Annotated in this window: 22 protein-coding genes and 2 pseudogenes; 9 read left to right on the forward strand and 15 right to left on the reverse strand. The window is 73.6% G+C overall.

Annotation, left to right across the window (positions count from 1 at the left end; translation table 11 throughout):
* Positions 1–113: 113 nt before the first annotated feature.
* From AC07BF_RS30815 to AC07BF_RS30830, 4 genes are all read right to left on the reverse strand, one after another.
* Complete coding sequence (locus tag AC07BF_RS30815; protein WP_478334209.1) at positions 114–317, reverse strand: DUF397 domain-containing protein; 204 nt, start codon at positions 315–317, stop codon at positions 114–116.
* A 77-nt stretch (positions 318–394) separates the two neighbouring features.
* Entirely contained in the window at positions 395–877 is a 483-nt protein-coding gene (locus tag AC07BF_RS30820) for a GNAT family N-acetyltransferase (RefSeq protein ID WP_478334210.1), read from the reverse strand.
* A gap of 72 nt (positions 878–949) precedes the next feature.
* On the reverse strand, positions 950–1,150 hold the full coding sequence (locus AC07BF_RS30825) for a DUF397 domain-containing protein (RefSeq protein ID WP_363588088.1): 201 nt from the start codon (positions 1,148–1,150) through the stop codon (positions 950–952).
* On the reverse strand, positions 1,113–1,883 hold the full coding sequence (locus AC07BF_RS30830) for a DUF5753 domain-containing protein (RefSeq protein ID WP_400477183.1): 771 nt from the start codon (positions 1,881–1,883) through the stop codon (positions 1,113–1,115). Before AC07BF_RS30830 ends, AC07BF_RS30825 begins: the two co-directional genes overlap by 38 nt.
* 306 nt (positions 1,884–2,189) lie before the next feature.
* Between AC07BF_RS30830 and AC07BF_RS30835 the strand changes: the two genes are divergently transcribed.
* The 3 genes from AC07BF_RS30835 to AC07BF_RS30845 all read left to right on the forward strand — a co-directional run bounded on the left by AC07BF_RS30835 (position 2,190) and on the right by AC07BF_RS30845 (position 4,217).
* A complete protein-coding gene (locus tag AC07BF_RS30835) occupies positions 2,190–2,630 on the forward strand; it encodes an ATP-binding protein (protein ID WP_478334211.1) in 441 nt (146 codons plus the stop codon).
* A complete protein-coding gene (locus AC07BF_RS30840; RefSeq protein ID WP_363632308.1) occupies positions 2,627–2,983 on the forward strand; it encodes a hypothetical protein in 357 nt (118 codons plus the stop codon). The genes AC07BF_RS30835 and AC07BF_RS30840 overlap by 4 nt, the downstream gene beginning before the upstream one ends.
* Before the next feature lie 277 nt (positions 2,984–3,260).
* Positions 3,261–4,217: an aldo/keto reductase gene (locus AC07BF_RS30845; RefSeq protein ID WP_400986770.1), complete on the forward strand. Its 957-nt coding sequence runs from the start codon at positions 3,261–3,263 to the stop codon at positions 4,215–4,217.
* Positions 4,218–4,443: 226 nt separating this feature from the next.
* Here the strand turns inward: AC07BF_RS30845 and AC07BF_RS30850 are convergent, their stop codons facing one another.
* The 3 genes from AC07BF_RS30850 to AC07BF_RS30860 all read right to left on the reverse strand — a co-directional run bounded on the left by AC07BF_RS30850 (position 4,444) and on the right by AC07BF_RS30860 (position 6,328).
* Positions 4,444–4,986, reverse strand: coding sequence for a DUF1707 SHOCT-like domain-containing protein (locus tag AC07BF_RS30850; protein ID WP_363632312.1), 543 nt, complete (start codon positions 4,984–4,986; stop codon positions 4,444–4,446).
* An 80-nt stretch (positions 4,987–5,066) separates the two neighbouring features.
* Complete coding sequence (locus tag AC07BF_RS30855) at positions 5,067–5,804, reverse strand: hypothetical protein (RefSeq protein WP_478334212.1); 738 nt, start codon at positions 5,802–5,804, stop codon at positions 5,067–5,069.
* 152 nt (positions 5,805–5,956) lie between these two features.
* A complete protein-coding gene (locus tag AC07BF_RS30860; RefSeq protein ID WP_363632315.1) occupies positions 5,957–6,328 on the reverse strand; it encodes a winged helix-turn-helix transcriptional regulator in 372 nt (123 codons plus the stop codon).
* A gap of 100 nt (positions 6,329–6,428) precedes the next feature.
* Here AC07BF_RS30860 and AC07BF_RS30865 point away from each other — a divergent pair, with 100 nt between their 5' ends.
* The 3 genes from AC07BF_RS30865 to AC07BF_RS30875 all read left to right on the forward strand — a co-directional run bounded on the left by AC07BF_RS30865 (position 6,429) and on the right by AC07BF_RS30875 (position 8,949).
* Entirely contained in the window at positions 6,429–7,067 is a 639-nt protein-coding gene (locus AC07BF_RS30865; protein WP_478334213.1) for an NADPH-dependent F420 reductase, read from the forward strand.
* A 145-nt stretch (positions 7,068–7,212) separates the two neighbouring features.
* Positions 7,213–7,524: an ArsR/SmtB family transcription factor gene (locus AC07BF_RS30870; protein ID WP_063352995.1), complete on the forward strand. Its 312-nt coding sequence runs from the start codon at positions 7,213–7,215 to the stop codon at positions 7,522–7,524.
* Between the two features lie 165 nt (positions 7,525–7,689).
* On the forward strand, positions 7,690–8,949 hold the full coding sequence (locus AC07BF_RS30875; RefSeq protein ID WP_478334214.1) for an MFS transporter: 1,260 nt from the start codon (positions 7,690–7,692) through the stop codon (positions 8,947–8,949).
* A gap of 11 nt (positions 8,950–8,960) precedes the next feature.
* Here AC07BF_RS30875 and AC07BF_RS30880 read toward each other — a convergent pair.
* The 5 genes and pseudogenes from AC07BF_RS30880 to AC07BF_RS30900 all read right to left on the reverse strand — a co-directional run.
* A pseudogene (locus AC07BF_RS30880) lies at positions 8,961–9,113 on the reverse strand (DNA-binding protein); the annotation flags it as partial.
* Positions 9,114–9,217: 104 nt separating this feature from the next.
* Entirely contained in the window at positions 9,218–9,640 is a 423-nt protein-coding gene (locus AC07BF_RS30885) for a DUF6879 family protein (protein ID WP_478334215.1), read from the reverse strand.
* 112 nt (positions 9,641–9,752) lie between these two features.
* The gene (locus AC07BF_RS30890) at positions 9,753–9,941 is read right to left on the reverse strand and encodes a hypothetical protein (protein ID WP_478334216.1); all 189 of its coding nucleotides are present in this window, start codon (positions 9,939–9,941) and stop codon (positions 9,753–9,755) included.
* 39 nt (positions 9,942–9,980) lie between these two features.
* Positions 9,981–10,652, reverse strand: coding sequence for a DUF5753 domain-containing protein (locus AC07BF_RS30895; RefSeq protein ID WP_478334217.1), 672 nt, complete (start codon positions 10,650–10,652; stop codon positions 9,981–9,983).
* 161 nt (positions 10,653–10,813) lie between these two features.
* Entirely contained in the window at positions 10,814–11,569 is a 756-nt protein-coding gene (locus tag AC07BF_RS30900; RefSeq protein ID WP_478334218.1) for a DUF6879 family protein, read from the reverse strand.
* A gap of 240 nt (positions 11,570–11,809) precedes the next feature.
* Here AC07BF_RS30900 and AC07BF_RS30905 point away from each other — a divergent pair, with 240 nt between their 5' ends.
* Positions 11,810–12,943, forward strand: coding sequence for an FAD-dependent oxidoreductase (locus AC07BF_RS30905; RefSeq protein WP_363632325.1), 1,134 nt, complete (start codon positions 11,810–11,812; stop codon positions 12,941–12,943).
* Between the two features lie 56 nt (positions 12,944–12,999).
* On the opposite strand, the pseudogene AC07BF_RS30910 reads toward AC07BF_RS30905, so the two are convergent.
* Positions 13,000–13,722 (reverse strand): annotated as a pseudogene (locus tag AC07BF_RS30910) (phosphotransferase family protein); the annotation flags it as partial.
* Positions 13,723–13,902: 180 nt separating this feature from the next.
* Here AC07BF_RS30910 and AC07BF_RS30915 point away from each other — a divergent pair.
* Positions 13,903–14,898, forward strand: coding sequence for a zinc-dependent alcohol dehydrogenase family protein (locus tag AC07BF_RS30915; protein ID WP_363632327.1), 996 nt, complete (start codon positions 13,903–13,905; stop codon positions 14,896–14,898).
* A 67-nt stretch (positions 14,899–14,965) separates the two neighbouring features.
* Here the strand turns inward: AC07BF_RS30915 and AC07BF_RS30920 are convergent, their stop codons facing one another.
* Both AC07BF_RS30920 and AC07BF_RS30925 read right to left on the reverse strand, forming a co-directional pair.
* The gene (locus tag AC07BF_RS30920; protein ID WP_363588119.1) at positions 14,966–15,313 is read right to left on the reverse strand and encodes an ArsR/SmtB family transcription factor; all 348 of its coding nucleotides are present in this window, start codon (positions 15,311–15,313) and stop codon (positions 14,966–14,968) included.
* A gap of 350 nt (positions 15,314–15,663) precedes the next feature.
* Positions 15,664–16,536: an AfsR/SARP family transcriptional regulator gene (locus tag AC07BF_RS30925; RefSeq protein ID WP_363588121.1), complete on the reverse strand. Its 873-nt coding sequence runs from the start codon at positions 16,534–16,536 to the stop codon at positions 15,664–15,666.
* 598 nt (positions 16,537–17,134) lie between these two features.
* On the opposite strand from AC07BF_RS30925, the gene AC07BF_RS30930 reads away from it, so the two are divergent.
* Entirely contained in the window at positions 17,135–18,346 is a 1,212-nt protein-coding gene (locus tag AC07BF_RS30930; RefSeq protein WP_363588123.1) for an aminotransferase class I/II-fold pyridoxal phosphate-dependent enzyme, read from the forward strand.
* Positions 18,347–18,392 lie beyond the last annotated feature (46 nt).

Here is an 18,392-nt window from a genome sequence, read left to right on the forward strand (position 1 = left end):
CCCCCCCCCCCCCCCGCCCCCCCCCCCCCCCCCCCCCCCCCCCCCCCCCCCCCCCCCCCCCCCCCCCCCCCCCCCCCCCCCCCCCCCCCCCCCCCACGGGGGTGGCTGGCGGGTCAGGCGGTGGGGAAGTCGCCGGCCTTGACTCCGGTGACGAAGGCGGCCCAGGCGTCGGCGGGGAAGACCAGCGCGGGGCCGTCGGGGTCCTTGGAGTCGCGGACGGCCATGCCGCCGCCGACGACGCGCCCCGCCTCCACGCACTCGCTCGCCTGTGCGCTGTAGCTGCTCTTGCGCCACTTTGTCTGGTCGTTCGCGTGCACGGCTGTCTCCCTTGGCCGCAGGGTGTTGTGAACGAGACGCTACGCCAAGGGGGTTGGCTTTCGGTACAGCATCGCGATCAGTGGCGGCGCGTCCGGGTGGGGGCGGACCTCGTTGAGTCCTCGTAGCTCCACGCCGTGTCCAGCGCGTGCACTTTGCCGTCCCCGGCGGCGGGGTTGACCATGAGCGTGGCCCGCTCCTCGGGTCGGGCGGAGAGGAGCGCGTCGTGGATGCGGCGGGCGGCGCCGGTGCCGCGCCACGGGGTGCGTACGCCCAGCTCCTTGAGGGCGAACACCGGTGCGGCGGTGAGGTGGTGGGGCATCGGGCGGGCCATGCGGGTCCACCAGCGGTCGGCCGCCTCGACGGTGTTGCCGTAGGCGTAGCCGATGACGGCCTCGAAGCAGGGCTCACCGCCGTGGCGTTGCAGGCGTTCGCCGAAGGCGGGCAGGGCGTAGTTGGGCAGGTGCAGCAGCGGGGCGCGCACCTCGGCGTACAGGGCGGCCAGCTCATGGCGGACCGCGTCGGTGAGTTCGCGGTGGTGGCGCAGTTCGATGCCGGTCATGCCGCCGTCCTCGGGGAGTCCGTGAAAGGCCCGGGCCCTGCCGCAGCGGCAGGGCCCGGGCCTGCCAAACCGTCAGATCTGGCCGAACTCGCCGCCGCGTACGGCCGTCACGAAGGACTGCCAGGCATCAGCGGAGAAGGCCAGCCGGGGGCCGTCGGGGTCCTTGGAGTCCCGGACGCGGCCCGGGTGTGCGTCGTCGACCTCGACGCAGACACCGCCGTCATTGTTGCTGTGGCTACTCTTTCGCCATTCTTCCTGCGTCTCTGCTCGCACGGCCGTACTCCTTCAGAATGCGTCTGATCATCGCCCGGGAGTCCCGGGGCGACAGGGCTTGGGCCCTCAGTAGATCGTAGGACTCACGCCGCTCGGCGACCTTGGGCATTTCGTCGATGACCTCACCGTTCTTTGCACCTTCCGCCCAAGCGATCACACCGCCCGCCGGGAGGGTGTACAGCATGAGGGAACCGCCCATCTCAGGGTGTTCGCCGGCGGCGAAGGGCAGGACCTGGATCGTGATGAAGGAGCGCTTTTCGTCTGCTAGGGCGGTGAGTTGCTCGCACATCACATGGAGTCCGCCGACTGGTCGCCGGAGCGTCGCCTCGTCCAGGATGAACCAACATCGCGGCGGCGTCGTGGAATCCAGCCGCTTCTGACGTTCGAGTCGTGCGGCGAGCAATGCGTCGATCTCTTGCTCGGTAGCGTGCTGTTGGCCTGCACGTAGCGAGTGTCGGGCGAAAGAAGGAATTTGCAACAGGCCGGGGATGGTCGCAGAGGCGAACTCCTCGATGACGGCGGCCTGACCCTCCAGATGGATCGCCTGCCGGTACTTGCCAGGGAACTTCTCGTTCTTGGCCAACTGGTAGATGCGGTCGAACCGGCCGTCGGTGCCGAACGCCGCGTCCAGCATGCCGGGCAGGTCCGGCGGTGGCATTGATTCGGCGCGTTCGACCCGCCCGAGATGCCCCTTCGAGATATTGACGATCTTGGCGAGTTGGTCGAGCGACATACCCGCTCGCTCACGATGGGCACGCATCTCCCAGCCGAACTGGTCTCACGCCGATCGCCCAGGATCCAGCTCGTTTGGTTGGAACCCCATGCTCAGCCTCCATGTGCCCAATCGCAGAGTGACACAGGGTCACCCTTCCCAGGTTAGCCGCTCAGAGCGACGCTTAATGCACGCACAGTGAGAATGGTGCGCAGCGATCAAGGCCACAGAGAGCTCATCATGACGAACGATCAACCAGCGGCCCGGCGGCCCGGGCCGACGTGGCGAAACTCCCGCATCCGGGACAACTCCGAGGCGAGTGAGGCCATGCCCGAAGTATTGAAGGAACAGCCGGAAACAGTGGGGGAGTACTCCTGCTGGCTGTCGCGCCACCAGAAGTCCGTGCCCACCGCACGCGGGCTGCTGCGCGGCTTCCTCTCCGTCCACCAGGGGGGTGAACTGTTCTGCGACCACTCCGGGCTGGTGCTCGGCGAACTCGTCACCAACGCCGTCCAGCACGCCCGCACCCCGTCCGACCGGCTGCTGTTCGTGCGCTTCGCCCTCTCGGCCGACGACCTGCGGATCGAGGTCCACGACGCCGACTCCCGCCGGCCCGTGCTGCGCCGCGTGGGCGGGGACGAAGAATGCGGGCGGGGGCTGTGGCTGGTGTCCGAACTCGCCCTCCGGTGGGGCTGCCGCCCCCGCGCGGGCGGGGTCGGCAAAGCGGTGTGGGCGGTCCTCGGACCCCAGAGCGGGGACGCGTCGTGACTGCCATCCCTCCCCGCGACTACCCGCACCCGGTCACCGTCGAGATCGGCGGCGTCACCCGGACCGCCACCTTCGCCCGGCTCGCCGACGCCCTGGCCGCCGTGCGCACCGCCCTGGCCCGCCTGCCCCTCGACGACGACCACGCCGCCTACCTCACCGACCTGTTCGCCCCCGAATCCACCGCCCGCGTCGCCCGCCGGCTGGCCGACGTCGGCGCGCTGCGCACGATCGCCTTCGTCGGCATCCACGCCCACCCCATCCACCTGCGCCCCGCCGAAAGCCCCGAAAGCCCCGAAAGCCCCGAGGGCCCCGACGGCACCGCAGGCGCCGACGAGTTCCCGGAGCCGGTGTGAGGCGCCTTTGCGCCCGGGTCGCGAGGTGGCGGTGCCTGCGCGGCCGGTTCTCCCTGCCCGTGCGGGCGTTGAGCCCCGGGCGCCGCGCCGCCCACGCCGAGGTGCGGCGCCGGGCGGCCGCCCCCGGCAGCACCGAGGCCCTGCTGCGGGCCGTCGCCGACCGCGCCCGCCGGGCGCCCTCGCGCTGGACGAGTGGTTCCGAAGCCGGTCAGCGGTCGATCGGTGACCGGGTGACGGGCGGCCGGTCTTGTCGTCGTGCCAGAACTAGGGTGACCCCATGGAATATCGAACGCTCGGCAACAGCGGACTCCTCGTCTCCGTGGTCGGACTCGGCTGCAACAACTTCGGCGGACGTCTCGACGCGGCGCAGACACGCGCGGTGGTCGACGCGGCACTCGACGCCGGGGTGACGCTCTTCGACACCGCCGACATGTACGGGGCCGGAGGCGGCTCCGAGACGCTGCTCGGCCAGGCGTTGAAAGGGCGGCGCGACGAGGTCGTGCTGGCCACCAAGTTCGGCTATCAGCGGGCGGACCTGGGGTACGGGCCCGCAGCCGGGGCGAAGGGCGGCCGGGCCTACATCCGGCGCGCGGTCGAGGAGTCGCTGCGACGCCTGCAGACCGACCACATCGACCTCTACCAGCTGCACACCCCCGACCCGCGCACGCCGATCGCCGAGACGCTCGCCGCGCTCAGCGAGCTGGTACGCGAAGGCAAGGTGCGCTACATCGGGCACTCCAACTTCGCCGGCTGGCAGATCGCCGAGGCCGCGCACGTCGCCCGGGAGATCGGGGCCGTCCCGTTCGTCTCGGCCCAGAACGAATGGTCGCTGCTCGAACGCGGCGTGGAGCGGGAGGTGGTGCCCGCGGCGCTGCACTACGGCCTCGGTGTGCTGCCGTTCTACCCGCTCGCCAACGGCCTGCTGACCGGGAAGGTGCGCCGTGCCACGGGCGTGCCCACGGGCTCGCGCCTGGCGTCGCGGCCCGAGCGGGTGACCGAGGCCGGCCTCGACGCGGTCGAACGCCTCGCCGCCTGGGGCGAGGCGCGCGGCCGGAGCGTCCTGGAGATCGGCGTGGGCGCGCTCGCCGCACGGCCCGGCTGCGGCTCGGTCATCGCCGGGGCGAGCAGTGCCGAGCAGGTGCGCGCCAACGCCGCCGCCGGGCAATGGGTGCCGACCTCCGAGGAACTGGCCGAGATCGACGCGGTCCTCGACGCGGAACACGCCGTGGCCTGATCGGAGCGGGAGAACACGGGCGCCGCGCAGGGCACGTCGGCGGCACGGGTTCCGGCTCCCGGTGAGGCCGCCGCTGCCACCCGGCGTGCCGCTCGTCCAGGGGTGAACCGGCGAGGCCCCGCACCGAACAGCGCGGGGAATCACCGCTGTCACCTGGCGTGACGCATCGTCAACCAGGCGTCAAGCGAAGAGAGTTGCGGCAGCCGACCGGCCCCGGGGGGGGGTCTCAGTGCCGCGCGTGGCGGATCTTCAGCCGTCCGAATCCGGTGGTCCCGGAGATCCGGATCGTGGGGCCGCCGGGGGTGGGGCGCCGCGGGGGCTTGTAGCGGGCCTCCTTCCAGCCGGAGTGCATGCCCTCGATGTCGACGACCGCGTCGTGGGGCACCGTGATCCTGGCGCCGCCGGTGCCGAGTTGCAGTTCGATGTCGACGACCGGGTGCTCGATGACCGCCCGGGACAGGTCCAGGCGCACCCTGCCGAGCGCGGAGAAGACCTTGAGGGTCCGGGGCACCTTCCAGGCGCCGCTGCGCCGGATGCGTCCTGTGGCGGCGCCGATCGTCGTCTCGGTGCCCGCGCCCGGTTCGGGGAGCGAGGCCAGGGACCGCGCGAGTGCGTCCTGCGTCCTGGCGGTGAGGGCCTGGTGGAGGCGTTCGTCCATCTCCTCGTGGGAGATGCGTCCTTGGCTGTACGCCTCTTGCAGGCGTTGCACGGCCGTGTCGCGGTCGTCGTCGCCGGCCAGGGGCGAGAGGTCTTCCGGCAGCGAGGTCACCGTCCCACTCTAGTGCCGCGCCTGGGCCGCGAACCCGCCAAGGCCCCTGGCGGGAACGGCCGGTGCCGGGCGGGTGGGCCTCATGGCATCGGCCATGCGCGGGTGGGCGCGTGGTCGGCCTCGGGGCCGTGCAGTTGGGTGGCGAGCAGGCGGCCCGCCGCCGAGGCCAGGCCCTGGCGGTCCGCCACCGGATGCGGACCGTCCAGGAGGGACATGGTGAGGCGGTAGGTCGACAGGGCCTTGTCCGTCCGGGCCCTGGTCCGTTCCTCGGACGGTGCGCGGGACAGGACCAGGACCGCCGGCTCGCGGTTCTCGGCGATGGTGGCGCCGAGGCGGGCGTGGCCGTCCAGGACCGCATGGCAGTTGAGCCCGCTGAACCACCAGAGCAGGACGGGCGCCAGGATCCCCTCCCGGGCCTGCTTGCGGCAGGCCTTCACCCGGGGGTCGTCGGGTGGCGGCATCCGGCGCAGCGGCATGACCCGCCGGGAGCCGTCGAACCAGTTGACGTAGCCGTCGGGGTGGCCGTCGAGCAGCAGGGAGCGCCACTGGCCGCCCGGCCCGCCTGCGGTCGGTGCCGTCCCCTCGCGGGCGAGCCGCGGGGAGAGCACCCACCGCCCCTCGTGGAGCGGGCCGTCGGCGCGGGCGTGCAGGGCGCCGGCGAAGCGGTGCGCCCAGCGGGCGTACCAGGACGGCGCTCCCGGCCCGGCGACCGCGCGCGCCTCGGCGGCCCGCAGCGGGGCGAGGGGGGAGCGGTAGTGGTCCGTGCGGGAGTACTCGACGCCGCAGCGGTCGTCGTCGATCCTGGCGGTGAGCACCACCCGCGGACCCTGCGACAGGACGATCAGGGTTCCCGTTCGCCGTCCGCGGCCGCAGCCCCGGCTCGGTGGCAGGGGGGAGCTCCAGGCCCAGGCCGCCCCAGGATCCGCCGTCGGCCGCCGCTGTCAGATTCCTCCGGTGCACCGGAGAAATCCTAGGCCCCGGCGGGCCCCGCGCCTTCGGCGCGGTCCTGGGCCGCCATGACGTCGTCGCCGTGCTCGAACGCCCACGCGCCGAGGGCGCCCACCGGGGCGAGCAGGCTCGCCCCCAGGCCGGTGAGCGCGTACTCGACGCGGGGCGGCGACCCGGGGTGGGCGGTGCGTTCCACCAGGCCGCTGGCCTGCAGGCGGCGCAGGGTCTCGGTCAGCACCTTGGGGCTGATGCCCCCGATCCGCGCGCGCAACTGCCCGGGGCGCTGGGGGTGGTGGCGCAGCGCCCACAGGACGACCGGGTTCCAGGTGTTGGCGAGCAGGTCGAAGGCGAGGCGGGCGGGGCAGTCGGCGAGGAGGTCCTGATCGGTGGTCACGTACCGAATGGTGCCCGAGCCGGTGCCTAGTGTCGTCAGCGCAGTCGACGTCGTCGATGTCGATGTCGTCGGCGTGTTCGGGAGAAGGGGAGCGGGGATCGTGAGGATCGGGATCATCGGCACCGGCGCCATGGCCGGTGCGCTGGGCGGGCAGTGGGTGCGCGCGGGCCACGACGTGCTGGTGGGCGGGCGCGACGGCGCCCGGGCCGCGGCCCTGGCCGGGCGGATCGGAGCCCGGACGGGGGGCGTGCGGGAGGCGGCCGGGCACGGGGCGGACGCCGTCCTGCTCGCCGTGCCCCACGCGGCGGCGGCCGGTGTGGCCGCCGCTCTGGCCGACGTCCTGTGCGGGCGCACGCTGGTGGACTGCACCAACCCGGTGGCCCCGGGTTTCGTCCTGGCCACCGGCGCCGGGCCCTCGGCGGCCGAGCGCATCGCGGCGGGCGCGCCCGGGGCGCACGTGGTCAAGGCGTTCAACCTGTGCCACGAGAGCGTGTGGCGCCTGAGCCCGCCGGTGTTCGACGGGCGTCCGCTGGCCGTCCCGCTGTGCGGGGACGAGCCGGGCGCGCTGGAGACGGTGCGGCGCCTGGTGCGGGACGTGGGCTGCGAGCCGGTGGGCGGCGGGGGGCTGGAGCGGGCCGGGCTGCTGGAGGCGACCGCCGCGTTCCTGATCGGCCTGTGGGTGGGCGAGGGCGTGGACGCCCAGGCGATCGCCCCGCCCCTGGCCCACGCCGGCCCGTAGGCCCGTAGGCCCGCAGGCCCGCAGGCCGCCGGGGCGGCGGGCATGCGGGCCGCCCCCGCCTCGTCCGGCCCGGGTTGACACGCTTCTTCACATCTAGAATATTGGATACGTCATCTGGTCGAGGGTCGGGCGAAGGGAGCGCGCGGTGGATCCGCTGGCCGTCCACAAGGCGCTCGCCAACCCGGCGCGGGCGGACTTCCTGCGCTGGCTCAAGACGCCCGAGCGCTACTTCGACGAGGACTACTACCGCGAGCGCGGCGTGGGCTTCCACATCGGCGTGTGCGTGACGGACATCCGGGAGAAGTCCGGGCTCGCCCAGTCCGTGGTCTCCGGCTACCTGCAGATCCTGCGCGACGCCGGACTGCTGGTGTCCGAACGCGTCGGCAAGTGGACCTTCTACCGCCGCGACGAGGAGACGATCGCCGCGTTCGCCGCCTACGCCCGCGACGAACTCTGACGCTCCGCCCCCTCCGGGGCGCACCCCACCGCCCCCGCCGGGGCGGCCCGGGCTGCGCCCTTCCTTTTCGCCCCATTCCATCTAACTATCTAGATTTGTAGCCCCATGCGCGGGCGGGTGCCGTGCGCCCGCACACCCCGCGCGCCGGGCGGACGGAGGCAGCACATGCGAAAGACCGGCCCCGCCGTCCTGACACTCTCCCTGGGAGTGTTCGGGATCATCACCACCGAGATGGGCGTCGTCGGCGTCCTGCCCCGCATCTCCGAGGAACTCGGCGTCACACCCTCCGCCGCCGGCTGGCTGGTGGGCGTCTTCGCCCTCGTGGTCGCCGCCACCGGACCGTTCGGCACCCTGCTGGCCTCCGGCCTGCGCCGCAAGGCCGTCCTGGCGGGCGCACTGGCCGTCTTCGCGCTCTCCAACGCCGTGTACGCGCTCACCGACGACTTCGCCGTGATGTTCGCCTTCCGGATCCTGCCCGCGCTCTTCCACCCCGTCTTCTTCGCCGTCGCCCTCACCACCGCCGCCGACCTGGTCCCCGAACACCGCGCCACCCGGGCGGCCACCACCGTCTTCGCCGGCGTCACCGTCGGCTTCGCCTTCGGCGTGCCGCTCACCTCCTACCTCGCCGAACACGCGGGCCTGGCCGCCGCGTTCTGGTTCGGCGCCGGCGTCAACCTGCTGGCCTGCCTGGGCGTCCTGCTCCTCCTGCCCCCCACCCCCGCGGCGTCCGCAGCGCCCGCAGGCCGGCGCCCCTCCTACCGGGGCCAGCTGGCCATCCTGCGCCGGGGCCGGCTGTGGCTGTCGGTCCTGGCCGTCGTGTGCGTGTTCGCCGCGATGTTCTCCGTCTACGGCTACTTCGCCGAATACCTGGAACGCGTCACCGGCCTGAGCGCCTCCCTGGTGGGCGCCGCGCTGATGGCCTTCGGGATCGTCATGGTCCTCGGCAACCTCCTCTTCGGCCGCCTCCTGGAACGCGACCTCCCGCGCACCGTCACCGCCTTCCCCGCCCTCTACGTCCTCCTCTACGCCCTGCTCTACGCGATCGGCCCCTGGCCCGCGCCGATGACCGCCGGCGTCCTGCTCTGGGGCGCGGTGCACTCCGGCGGACTCGTCGTCAGCCAGAGCTGGCTGGCCCGCGACGCCCAGGACGCACCCGAGTTCGGCAACAGCCTGTTCATCTCCTTCTCCAACCTGGGCATCACCGCCGGCAGCGCGGTGGGCGGCCTCGTCGTCTCCACCGCCGGCGCCCGCCACCTGCCCTGGGCCGGAGCGGGCTTCGCCCTCGCCGCCCTGGCCGCCGTCCTGCTGCGCCGCCGCCTGGGCCCCGCCACCCAGGCCACCCCCACGCCGCAGACCCCGGCGCAGGACGAGCCGACCACCGACGACGCCGCCGCGCCCGATTCGGCCCGGGCCGCCACCGCCTGACGGCTGCCGTATCAGTCCAGGCAGGCCAAGGCGCCCGCCACGAGCGAGCGCACGGCCGCGCCCCGCACCGCCCCCCGCGAGAGGCGGTCGAAGGCCCGGGCGTACAGACCGACCTGGCCGGGCCGGGTGAGGGTGGAAGCGGCATCCAGCGTGTCCGCGTGGACCCCGCTCCCCGTGTCCTCGCGGATCTCGCGCACCCGGCCGGCCAGGGCTTCGCGGGCCTGTTGAACGCTCGCAGAGGGGTGCGCGGGCACGGAGCCGGCCTTCGTCAGACGTCGTACAGGTGGTGCGGGACCGCTCGCTCCCAGACCGCTTCGAACGCGGTGGCACACAGCGCCACGGTCTGCGGGTCCGCCGTGATCTCGTCCTCGACCACCGCGCCGTCACCGGAGAAGTGGTGCACCCGAAGCAGCGCGCCGTCGAACAGCCAGAAGTCGTTGCCCGGCAGGGGGATGCCCATGGCCCGTCGCCGGGGCAGCCAGCGGACCTCCTCACCCGCCGTGACGTTGGCGTGGGTGACGTAGTGCTCCCACCGGATGTACGCGGACACGGGCTCGGAGACGACCCGGGCCCGGCGCACGGCCACACCCCGGGCCACCGTGTCCGTGATCAACTGGTCGTAGGAGTCCCGCAGCTCCAGATGGACGGCGGAGCGCCGGCACCGCCCGAGCAGCTCGGCGAAGTCGGGCACGCCCGACGCCGCTCGCGTTCCTCCGGGGACAGCTCGGTCGGCCGGACCCTCGTCGGGGTCCGGCGGGGCCGCCCCGCCTCCCGGCGGCCGGGGGCCCCTTGCGGTGCCGCGCTCACGTGTCCAGGGCTTTGCGGATCAGGGTGGCGAGCACGGCGGCCTCGGCCTCCTTGAGGTGTCCCAGGGCCACCCAGGAGAAGCTGGATCCCGCGCACACGTCCGGGCCACCACGGACGAGGGCGGAGATCCCGGCAGCGCGCAGCGCTTCCCGCAGATCGTTCGCCGCCGACTCCTCGGCGCTCACCCGTTCCGACTGTCCAGTCGGCTCAAGACCCGATGATTCTCACAGCAGCGACCGGCGGGCCCGGGAAATCACCCGATGGGCTGACGGGCCGTAGACGGCGCTCTCCGCCAGGGCCTCCCACGCCCGGACGTGAAGCGCGACGTCTGCCGGATCGTCCAACCACATCTCCGCGTGCCAGGACTCGGTGATGACCAACGCGCCGTCGTGGATGGAGAATCCGACTCCCGCGGGCACTCTGAGATCGGCATCGAACGGCACGATCCCGAGCCGGACGTTCCCACGTGCCAGCCAGGGGGCCAGGCACTCCAGCTGGTCCGCCAGTACGGCCGGCGGGCAGAGCCGGGAGACAAGGGCGCCTTCCCACACCAGGAAGTGGAACGACCGCGACCGGTCGTTGAGGACCCTCTGGCGTTCCATGCGGGTCACCGCCGCGGCCTCGACGTCGCGGATCGACGGATGGACCCTGGTGTACCGGGTGAGGACCGCTCGCGCGTACTCGGCGGTCTGGAGCAGGCCGGGAACCAGGGTCGGGTCGAATGACCGACGGTCGCCGGTCTTCTTCCCCTGCGCGGCGTGCGCCTCCTGCACCGGCCGGACACCGCCGGCGAGTTGGCGCCGCCACGACCGGTACTGGGTCTCCACCGTCCGCAGCCGGCCCACCAGTTCGGCGGCGGCGTCGGGCCGGCCGACGGCCTCGGCCCAGGCGACCACATCGGCCCTGGTGGGCGACTGCCTGCCGTTCTCCAGCTTGCTGACCTTGGACTGGGGTCAGCCCAGCCGCACGGCCAAGGCGCGTCCGGACAACCCGCACTCGGTGCGCAGTTCACGCATCCGGGCACCAAGAGCAGACCGTGCCTGCTGATAGTCGGTGCTCACATGCCGGAAGGTACCTGAGCCCGGAACCGCGCGTAGGGCCTCGCGTGGTGCCAGGCGGCATCACGCACCTGGCAGGCACGGAGGACTTCCAGCGGGTCGGTGACCAACTCCATTCCCACGGTGCGCTCCCCCTCGAAGTGGAAGCGCGCGACCGTGCGGGAGTCGAAGAGCCAGAAGTCCGCCAGCCCGGCCAGCCCGGCCGCCTCGGCCTCCGAGCGCCACATGCACCGGATGTCCTCACCGGCCGCCACGTTGGTCCGGGCGCACGCCAGCAGGTACCGCTGCCCCTCGGTCGGCGGATCGTCCACCAGACGCACCCGCTCGAACCTCTTGCCCTTGCCGACCATGCGGCGCACGTTCTCGAACCAGGGGTGCCCGACCTCCCCGGCGCTGTCCCCCGTCCGAAGGAACTCGGCGTAGGAGGGCGTCTGCTTGTCGGAGAGGTATCCCGCCCTTGTCTCCAACCGCCACGCGGTGTGCTCGAACCCGTCGTTGATGAACTCGGTGATCCGCTGCTGCGGTACGAACTCCGGCACCGGCGTCGACTCCTTCGGAGCGAACCGCACCAGCAGTTCGCGGGGCACGACTACGAAGCCCTCATCGTCCTTCACGTGCATGAGTTGCGCCACGTCCTCGGGGTCCGTCACGGCGTACCCCTGCACGGCCACCTCGCCGGTGTCCACGTCCTCGTACAGCGTCGGGCAGTCGCCGACACCCGAGGTGCTACCGATGACACGCAGCCGCCTTGCCATAGCTGTTCCTCTCGACGGCAGACAGGAAGGTCCTCCCATGATCGGCCTCAACCGGCGCTCCGGAAGGGGTGATTCTCGATGATTCTCATGACGATCCGACGCGGGCGCGGTGACGGCCGGATGTCGGGGGTGTGAGCCGGGTGCCGGTGGCCTGTCAGCGGCGTGCCGGTGGGCCCTGGGACCTTTCCGGGGACAGGCCGGGTGCCCATCCGGCAGGCGCGCGACAGACAGGGAACCACCATGACCACCGACATCGCGATCATCGGCGCCGGACTCGGCGGGCTGACCCTGGCCCGGGTCCTGCACCTACACGGCATCGCGGCCACCGTCTACGAGGCGGAGGCCTCGCCGGCGGCGCGTGCGCAGGGCGGGATGCTCGACATCCACGACTACAACGGGCAGCTCGCCGTCCGGGCGGCCGGCCTGACGGAGGAGTTCGAAGCCCTCGTCCTGGAGGGCCGCCAGGCGATGCGGATCCTCGACCGGGACGGGAGCGTCCTGCTCGACAAGGCCGACGACGGCACGGGCGGGCGCCCCGAGGTGCAGCGCGCCGAACTGCGGCAGATGCTGCTCGCCTCGCTCCCGGCCGGCACCGTCCGGTGGGGCCGCAAGGCCGCCGGCGTCCGCGCCCTGGGCGCCGGCCGCCACGAGGTGGCGTTCGCCGACGGCACCACCGCCGCCACCGGCCTGCTGGTCGGCGCGGACGGCGCGTGGTCACGGGTGCGGCCGCTGCTGTCCGCCGCCACCCCCCAGTACACCGGCACGTCGTGCGTCGAGACCTACCTGTTCGACGCCGACACCCGCCACCTCGCCGCCGCGAAGGCGGTCGGCGGCGGGTCGATGATGGCGCCCTCGCCGGGCGCGGAGATCTTCGCCCACCGGGAGAGCGGCGACACCCTGCACACCTACGTGATGCTCACCAGGACGCAGGAATGGTTCGCCGACATCGACTTCACCGACCCCGGTGAGGCACGCGCCCGCATCGCGGCACAGTTCGACGGCTGGGCACCGGAGCTCACCGCGCTGATCACCGACGGCGACACCGCGCCGCTCCTGCGCCCCCACTACACCCTGCCGATCGGCCACCGGTGGGACCGGGTGCCGGGGGTGACCCTGCTGGGCGACGCCGCCCACCTCGCGGCCCCCAACGGCGAGGGCGCCAACCTCGCCATGCTCGACGGCGCCGAACTCGGCCAGGCCCTGGCCGCGCACCCCGGCGACACCGAGGCCGCCCTCGCCGCGTACGAGCGGGCCATGTTCCCACGCGGCGCCGAGGCCGCCTCCGAGGGCGCGCACATGCACGAGCTCCTCAACGGCGACGACACCCCCCACGCCCTGATCGCCGCCTTCCTCGACGGCGGTCCGGCCTCCTGAACCGCCCACCGGGAAGCCGGGAAGCCGGGAGCCGGGGAGCCGGCGGCGGGCGGCGCTCAGGCGTACCGGTCGAGCAGCGCCTCCAGGTAGTCCTCCAGGCGCCGGCCCAGCAGGGCCGGCGTCAGGTCGCCGCGCCCCAGCTCCCGCCACGGCACGGCGACCTTCTCCGCGTCCGGCGCGAACGCCAGCGCGTCCAGCAGCCGCCAGTACAGGTGCGCGCCCCGGTCCGCCTCCAGCGTGCCGCCGGCCGCCAGGTAGCGGGCGGCGAAGTCCAGGCCGGTGTCCACGCCGTGCAGCAGGGCCAGGGCGGTGGAGCAGTGGGCCACGTCCAGGTCGGCCGGGCCCCAGGAGGTCTCCACCCAGTCCACGACCCCGCTGACGGCCAGCGCGGCGCCCTGCCCGGTGAACAGCACGTTGCCGGGGTGGAAGTCGCGGTGCAGGAAGCACGGCCGGTACGCGGGCACCTCGCGGCGGATCACGTCCACCGCCCGCCGCCACACCCCGGGACGCGCCGTGGCCCCGGGCACCCGCACCCGCTCCGGGGCCGTCCACGCCTCGAAGGCGCGGGGGCGCTCGCCCGGCGCCACCGCGAGCGCGTGCACGGCGGCCAGCTGACCGGCCAGCAGGTCCGCGCGGCGCTCCACGTCGCGGTCCTGCGCCACCCGCACGCCGCCCGGCAGCAGCGACATCACCAGCGACGGGTGGTCGCAGAACTCGCCCGCCGCGTCCAGGGCGTGCAGCCGCGCCGCCGGCACGCCGCCGTCCGCGAGCAGCCGCAGCCCGCGCGGCCCCGGGCCTGACGCCGGTCTGACGCGGGGTCAACTCACCGGCAACGCCCGCCGACCGCCCCCTATTCCGAGACCGGTCGAAGTTTGACAGTTTCCCGCACACCGGGTTACGTAAGTGGCCGCACCGCACGCCGCACCGCCACCGGCCCGCCGCAGCAGGGGAGTTACGCCATGTCCAGGACCGTCGTCTTCGACCGCACCGGAGGACCGGAGGTCCTGACCGTGCGAGCCGCCGCCGTACCCGTGCCCGGCCCCGGCGAACTGCTCATCCGCGTCACCGCGATCGGCCTCAACCGCGCCGAGGCCCTCTTCCGCGCCGGCGCCTACCTCGACGAGCCCAGGCTGCCCGCCACCCCCGGCTACGAGGCCGCCGGCACCGTGGAAGCCCTCGGCGAGGGCGTCACCGGCTTCGCCGCCGGCGACCGGGTCGACACCGTCCCGGCCTTCTCCCAGAACGACTACGGCGTCTACCGCACCCACGCCCTCGTGCCCGCCCGCGCCGTCGTCCACCACCCGGCCGGCCTCACCGACGTCCAGGGCACGGCCGTGTGGATGCCCTACCTGACCGCCTACGGCGCCCTCGCCGAGGACGGCCACCTGCGCCCCGGCGACCACGTCCTGCTCACCGCCGCCGCCTCCGGCACCGGCCTGGCCGCCATCCGCACCGCCCGCCGCCTGGGCGCCGTCCCCATCGCCACCACCCGCACCCGCGCCAAGAAGCAGCAACTCCTGGACGCCGGCGCCGCCGACGTCGTCATCACCGGCGAGGAGGACCTGGTGGCCCGCGTGGACGCCATCACCGCCGGCACCGGCGTGCGCACCGTCTTCGACCCCGTCGCCGGCCCCGGCGTCCTCACCCTCGCCCGCACCATCGCCCCCGGCGGACGCCTGATCGTCTACGGCCGCCTCGACCCCCGCGACACCCCCCTGCCCGGCCAGGACACCTTCGCCCCCGTCACCAGCCGCTTCTACTCCATGCACGAGGTGACCCGCGACGACGAACGGCTGCGCCGCGCACAGGCCTTCGTCACCGCCGGGCTCGCGGACGGCTCCTTCACCCCCGCCGTCGACCGGGTCTTCGAGGGCCTCGACCGGATCGCCGAGGCCCACCGCTACCTGGAGGCCGGCACCCAGGTCGGCAAGATCGTCCTCACCGTCCAGAACTGACCCCGCCGGGGTCGAGCCTTCCGGAACCGGCCCGCCCCGCGGCCGCCGGCCGCGAGCGGGCCGGCCGTCAGGGCGCCGCGCGGGCCTCGGCGTCGGCGGCGGCGACCACCGCCGACAGCAGGCCCGGGAAACGGCCCTCCAGCTCCTCGGCGCGCAGCGAGTTCATCTTGGTGGTGCCGACGTAGTACTGGTGCAGCAGTCCGGCCTGGCGCAGCACGTTGAAGTGGTGCGTCGAGGTGGAGCGGGAGACCGGAAGGTCAAAGGAGCCGCAGCTCAGCGCGGCGCCCGCGTGGGCCAGCCGGCGCACCACCGATCTGCGGGCAGGGTCCGCGAGTGCCTCCAACACCTGCTGGACGCTGAGGTCCTCCACACCAGGGTGCACGATCACCCGCGCCGCCACGCGTGCCCGTCCCACACCCACCACCCCTTCCCAACGCTCGACCCCCGTCCCGGTTCGGTAAAAGCCGCGCGGCGTGCGCGACTTCGCGCCTCGACGCTACTACGAGCGCGCCGTGCGCCACGCCCACCGCAACACCTCCGCAACACGCGCGCGCCCGCCCCGGCGCGCCCGCGACCCCCGCGCCCCCGCCCGCCCCCGTACGCGCGCGGGCGGGCGGCCCCCCCCGAAGCCGGGGGCCGCCCGCCACGACGACAGGCCGTCAAGCCGCGCGCTCACCGACAGGCCGTCGAACCGCGCGCACCGCCGATCCCGCCAGGCCGCGCGCCCACCGACAAGCCGTCAGGCCGCGCGCACCGACAGTCCCGTCAGGCCGCGCGCACCGGCGGCCCGGCCGGGCGCGCCAGCCGGGCCAGGGCCAGCGGCTCGAAGATCCCCATCAGCACCGGGTCCACCGGCCGCACCGCCGCCGCAGCGGGCGCGACGGGAGCGGGGGAGCGCAGCAGCGCCAGGTAGAGCTCCTGGGTCTCGGCGGCCGGGTCGATGCCCAGCTCCTCCGCCAGCACCTGGCGCAGCTGCTGGTAACAGCGCAGCGCCTCGGCCCGGTTGCCGGCCGCGGCCAGCGCCTCCATCCGGCAGCGGTAGGCGCTCTCGCGGAACGGGGCGCGGCGCACCGCCTCGTCGGCCCAGCGCAGCGCGTGGTGCTCCTCGCCCAGCGCCGAGGCCGACAGGCTCGCCGTCTCCAGCGCGGACATCCGCAGCTCCTCCACGTGCTCGCGCACCCCGCCCGCCCACTCGCCCTCGTGGTCGGGCAGGAACGCGCCGCGCAGATTGGCGATCGCACCCGCGGCCAGCTGCTGCGCCACCGCGTAGGAGCGGGCCGCGTACGCCTCCCCGGCCTCCCCGACCGCGCTGGCGGCGGCCTCCAGGTCCACCGCCGCGTCCGCGGGCAGCCGCAGGACGTAGCGCCCGCCCTGGGCGATCAGCGGGGTGGCGCCCGGGCCCTGGCCGGGGGCGGCGACGAAGGCCCGCACCCGCGAGACCACGCTGCGCAGCGCGGAGGCCCAGGTGTCGGGCAGGCCGTCGGGCCAGATGGTGTCGGCCAGCTGGTCGCGGCTGGTGCCGGCGGAGCGCTCCAGGACCAGGCGGGCGAACGCCACCTGGGCCTGGGCGCTGGACAGGTGCTGCGGGGCGCCGTGGTCGTGCTCGATCGTCACAAGTCCTGTCAGGCGGATCAGCATGAGAATTCCCCCGATCTGCCGTACGGACTGTCTTCCCGGAAGCCGTTCAACGTGCTCCAACCCCCTTGAGCCAAAGCGGAGCCGACGGCCCGTGACGCCGGGCCGACGGCGTGGGAAACCTGGACCGGAAATTCCGCCGACCAGCCGTTCGGTTTCGGCGGATTTCGACCATACATTCGGCGCATCACACGGTGTCAACACTGGTCGACAAAACATACCCACCAGCCGGTCCATGCGTCGTGGACGCAGGGTTTCTGCACGTCAGAGCGTTACCGCAGGCCGGGAACGCGGCTATTGCGGACGCCTTGCGCATCCTGCCGTAGAAATGTAGTCATCCTTGAGCACCCCGCGTGAAGGCTTCGAGAAACACCACCCCACCCCCTGCGCCGGGCACCACCCGTAAAAGCCCCGGGACTATCCCGGGAGGAAACCCCAGCACCACCACCCGCCCCCGCGCCGGGAAATACCGAAAACAATCCGGAACAAGCCGACGACGAACCGCCGACCAGCCGACGGACAACCGGCGGCAAACCGACGGCAAACCGCACGGCAAAACCGCCGCGCGCCCGCCGCGCCCCGCCGAGAAGGAGACCCGCACGTGAACGCCACCGGAGCATGGGACCGCCTGGAGCCGAAGCTCGCCGCCACCCTGGACCGCGTGGCCGCGCTGGAGTCCGACCCCTCACGCCGCAACAGCTTCGTCGCCTACACCATGGAACGCGACAGCGCCTACTGCGACCTGGACGGCGAGCGCCTGCTCATGATGTCCGGCTACAGCTACCTGGGCCTGGCCGGCGACGAACGCGTGGTGGCCGCCGCCAAGGCCGCCGTCGACGTCTACGGCACCGGCAACCACGGCGTGCGCGCCCTGGCCGGCACCATCCCGCTGCACGAGGAACTGGAAGCCGAGGTCGCCCGCTTCGCCCGCCGCGAACGCGCCCAGGTCTTCGGCTCCGGCTACGCCGCCAACGTCGGCACCGTCGGCGCCCTGGTCGGCCAGGGCGACACCGTCCTGATCGACAAGTACGACCACGCCAGCATCGTCGACGGCTGCCGCCTCTCCGGCGCCACCGTCACCCGCTTCCGCCACAACGACGTCGACCACCTCGAACGCCGCCTCAAGGCCGCCTCCCCGACCGGCGTGCGCCTGGTCATCGTCGACAGCGTCTACTCCATGGACGGCGACATCGCCCCGCTGCCCGAACTGCGCGCGGTCTGCGACGCCCACGACGCCCTCCTGATGGTCGACGAGGCCCACGCCCTGGGCGTCATCGGAGAAACCGGCGGCGGCATCGAGGAGCACTTCGGCTACCGCCACCGCGTCGACATCAAACTCGGCACCCTCTCCAAGGCCATCCCCTCCATGGGCGGCTGGGTCGCCGGCAGCCACGAACTGATCGGCCACCTGCGCTACGCCGCCCGCCCGTTCCTGTTCTCCGCCGCCCTCGGCCCCGCCCAGACCGGCGCCGCCCTGGAGTCCCTGCGGATCCTGCGCCGCGAACCCGAACGCGTCACCCACATCCAGGTCCAGGCCCAGCGCCTGCGCCGGCGCCTCAACGACGCCGGCATCTCCACCATGGACTCCGCCACCGCCGTCCTGCCCGTCATCGCCGGCTCCGACGACGCCGCCTACGACTACGCCACCGCCTGCCGCAAGGCCGGCGTCATCGGCCTGCCCGTCGTCACCCCCGCCGTGCCCAACGACCTGGCCCGGCTGCGGATCGCCGTCACCGCCCGCCACACCGCCGCCGACATCGACTTCGCCGCCGACGCCTTCCTGACCGCCGCCGCCCAGACCGGCCTCATCTGACCGAGCCGGCCCCCGGCCCCGAGCCGGCCACACCCCGGCCCCCAAC

The organism is Kitasatospora sp. NPDC043950, from assembly GCF_056435345.1.

What these genes read in the sequence shown, in the direction of transcription:
- AC07BF_RS30835 (WP_478334211.1), top strand. Translation starts at nt 2,190, where the DNA reads ATGCCCGAAGTATTGAAGGAACAGCCGGAAACAGTGGGGGAGTACTCC.
- AC07BF_RS30845 (WP_400986770.1), top strand. Translation starts at nt 3,261, where the DNA reads ATGGAATATCGAACGCTCGGCAACAGCGGACTCCTCGTCTCCGTGGTC.
- AC07BF_RS30900 (WP_478334218.1), bottom strand. Translation starts at nt 11,569, where the DNA reads ATGGCAAGGCGGCTGCGTGTCATCGGTAGCACCTCGGGTGTCGGCGAC.
- AC07BF_RS30875 (WP_478334214.1), top strand. Translation starts at nt 7,690, where the DNA reads ATGCGAAAGACCGGCCCCGCCGTCCTGACACTCTCCCTGGGAGTGTTC.
- AC07BF_RS30830 (WP_400477183.1), bottom strand. Translation starts at nt 1,883, where the DNA reads ATGTCGCTCGACCAACTCGCCAAGATCGTCAATATCTCGAAGGGGCAT.
- AC07BF_RS30905 (WP_363632325.1), top strand. Translation starts at nt 11,810, where the DNA reads ATGACCACCGACATCGCGATCATCGGCGCCGGACTCGGCGGGCTGACC.
- AC07BF_RS30820 (WP_478334210.1), bottom strand. Translation starts at nt 877, where the DNA reads ATGACCGGCATCGAACTGCGCCACCACCGCGAACTCACCGACGCGGTC.
- AC07BF_RS30915 (WP_363632327.1), top strand. Translation starts at nt 13,903, where the DNA reads ATGTCCAGGACCGTCGTCTTCGACCGCACCGGAGGACCGGAGGTCCTG.
- AC07BF_RS30925 (WP_363588121.1), bottom strand. Translation starts at nt 16,536, where the DNA reads ATGCTGATCCGCCTGACAGGACTTGTGACGATCGAGCACGACCACGGC.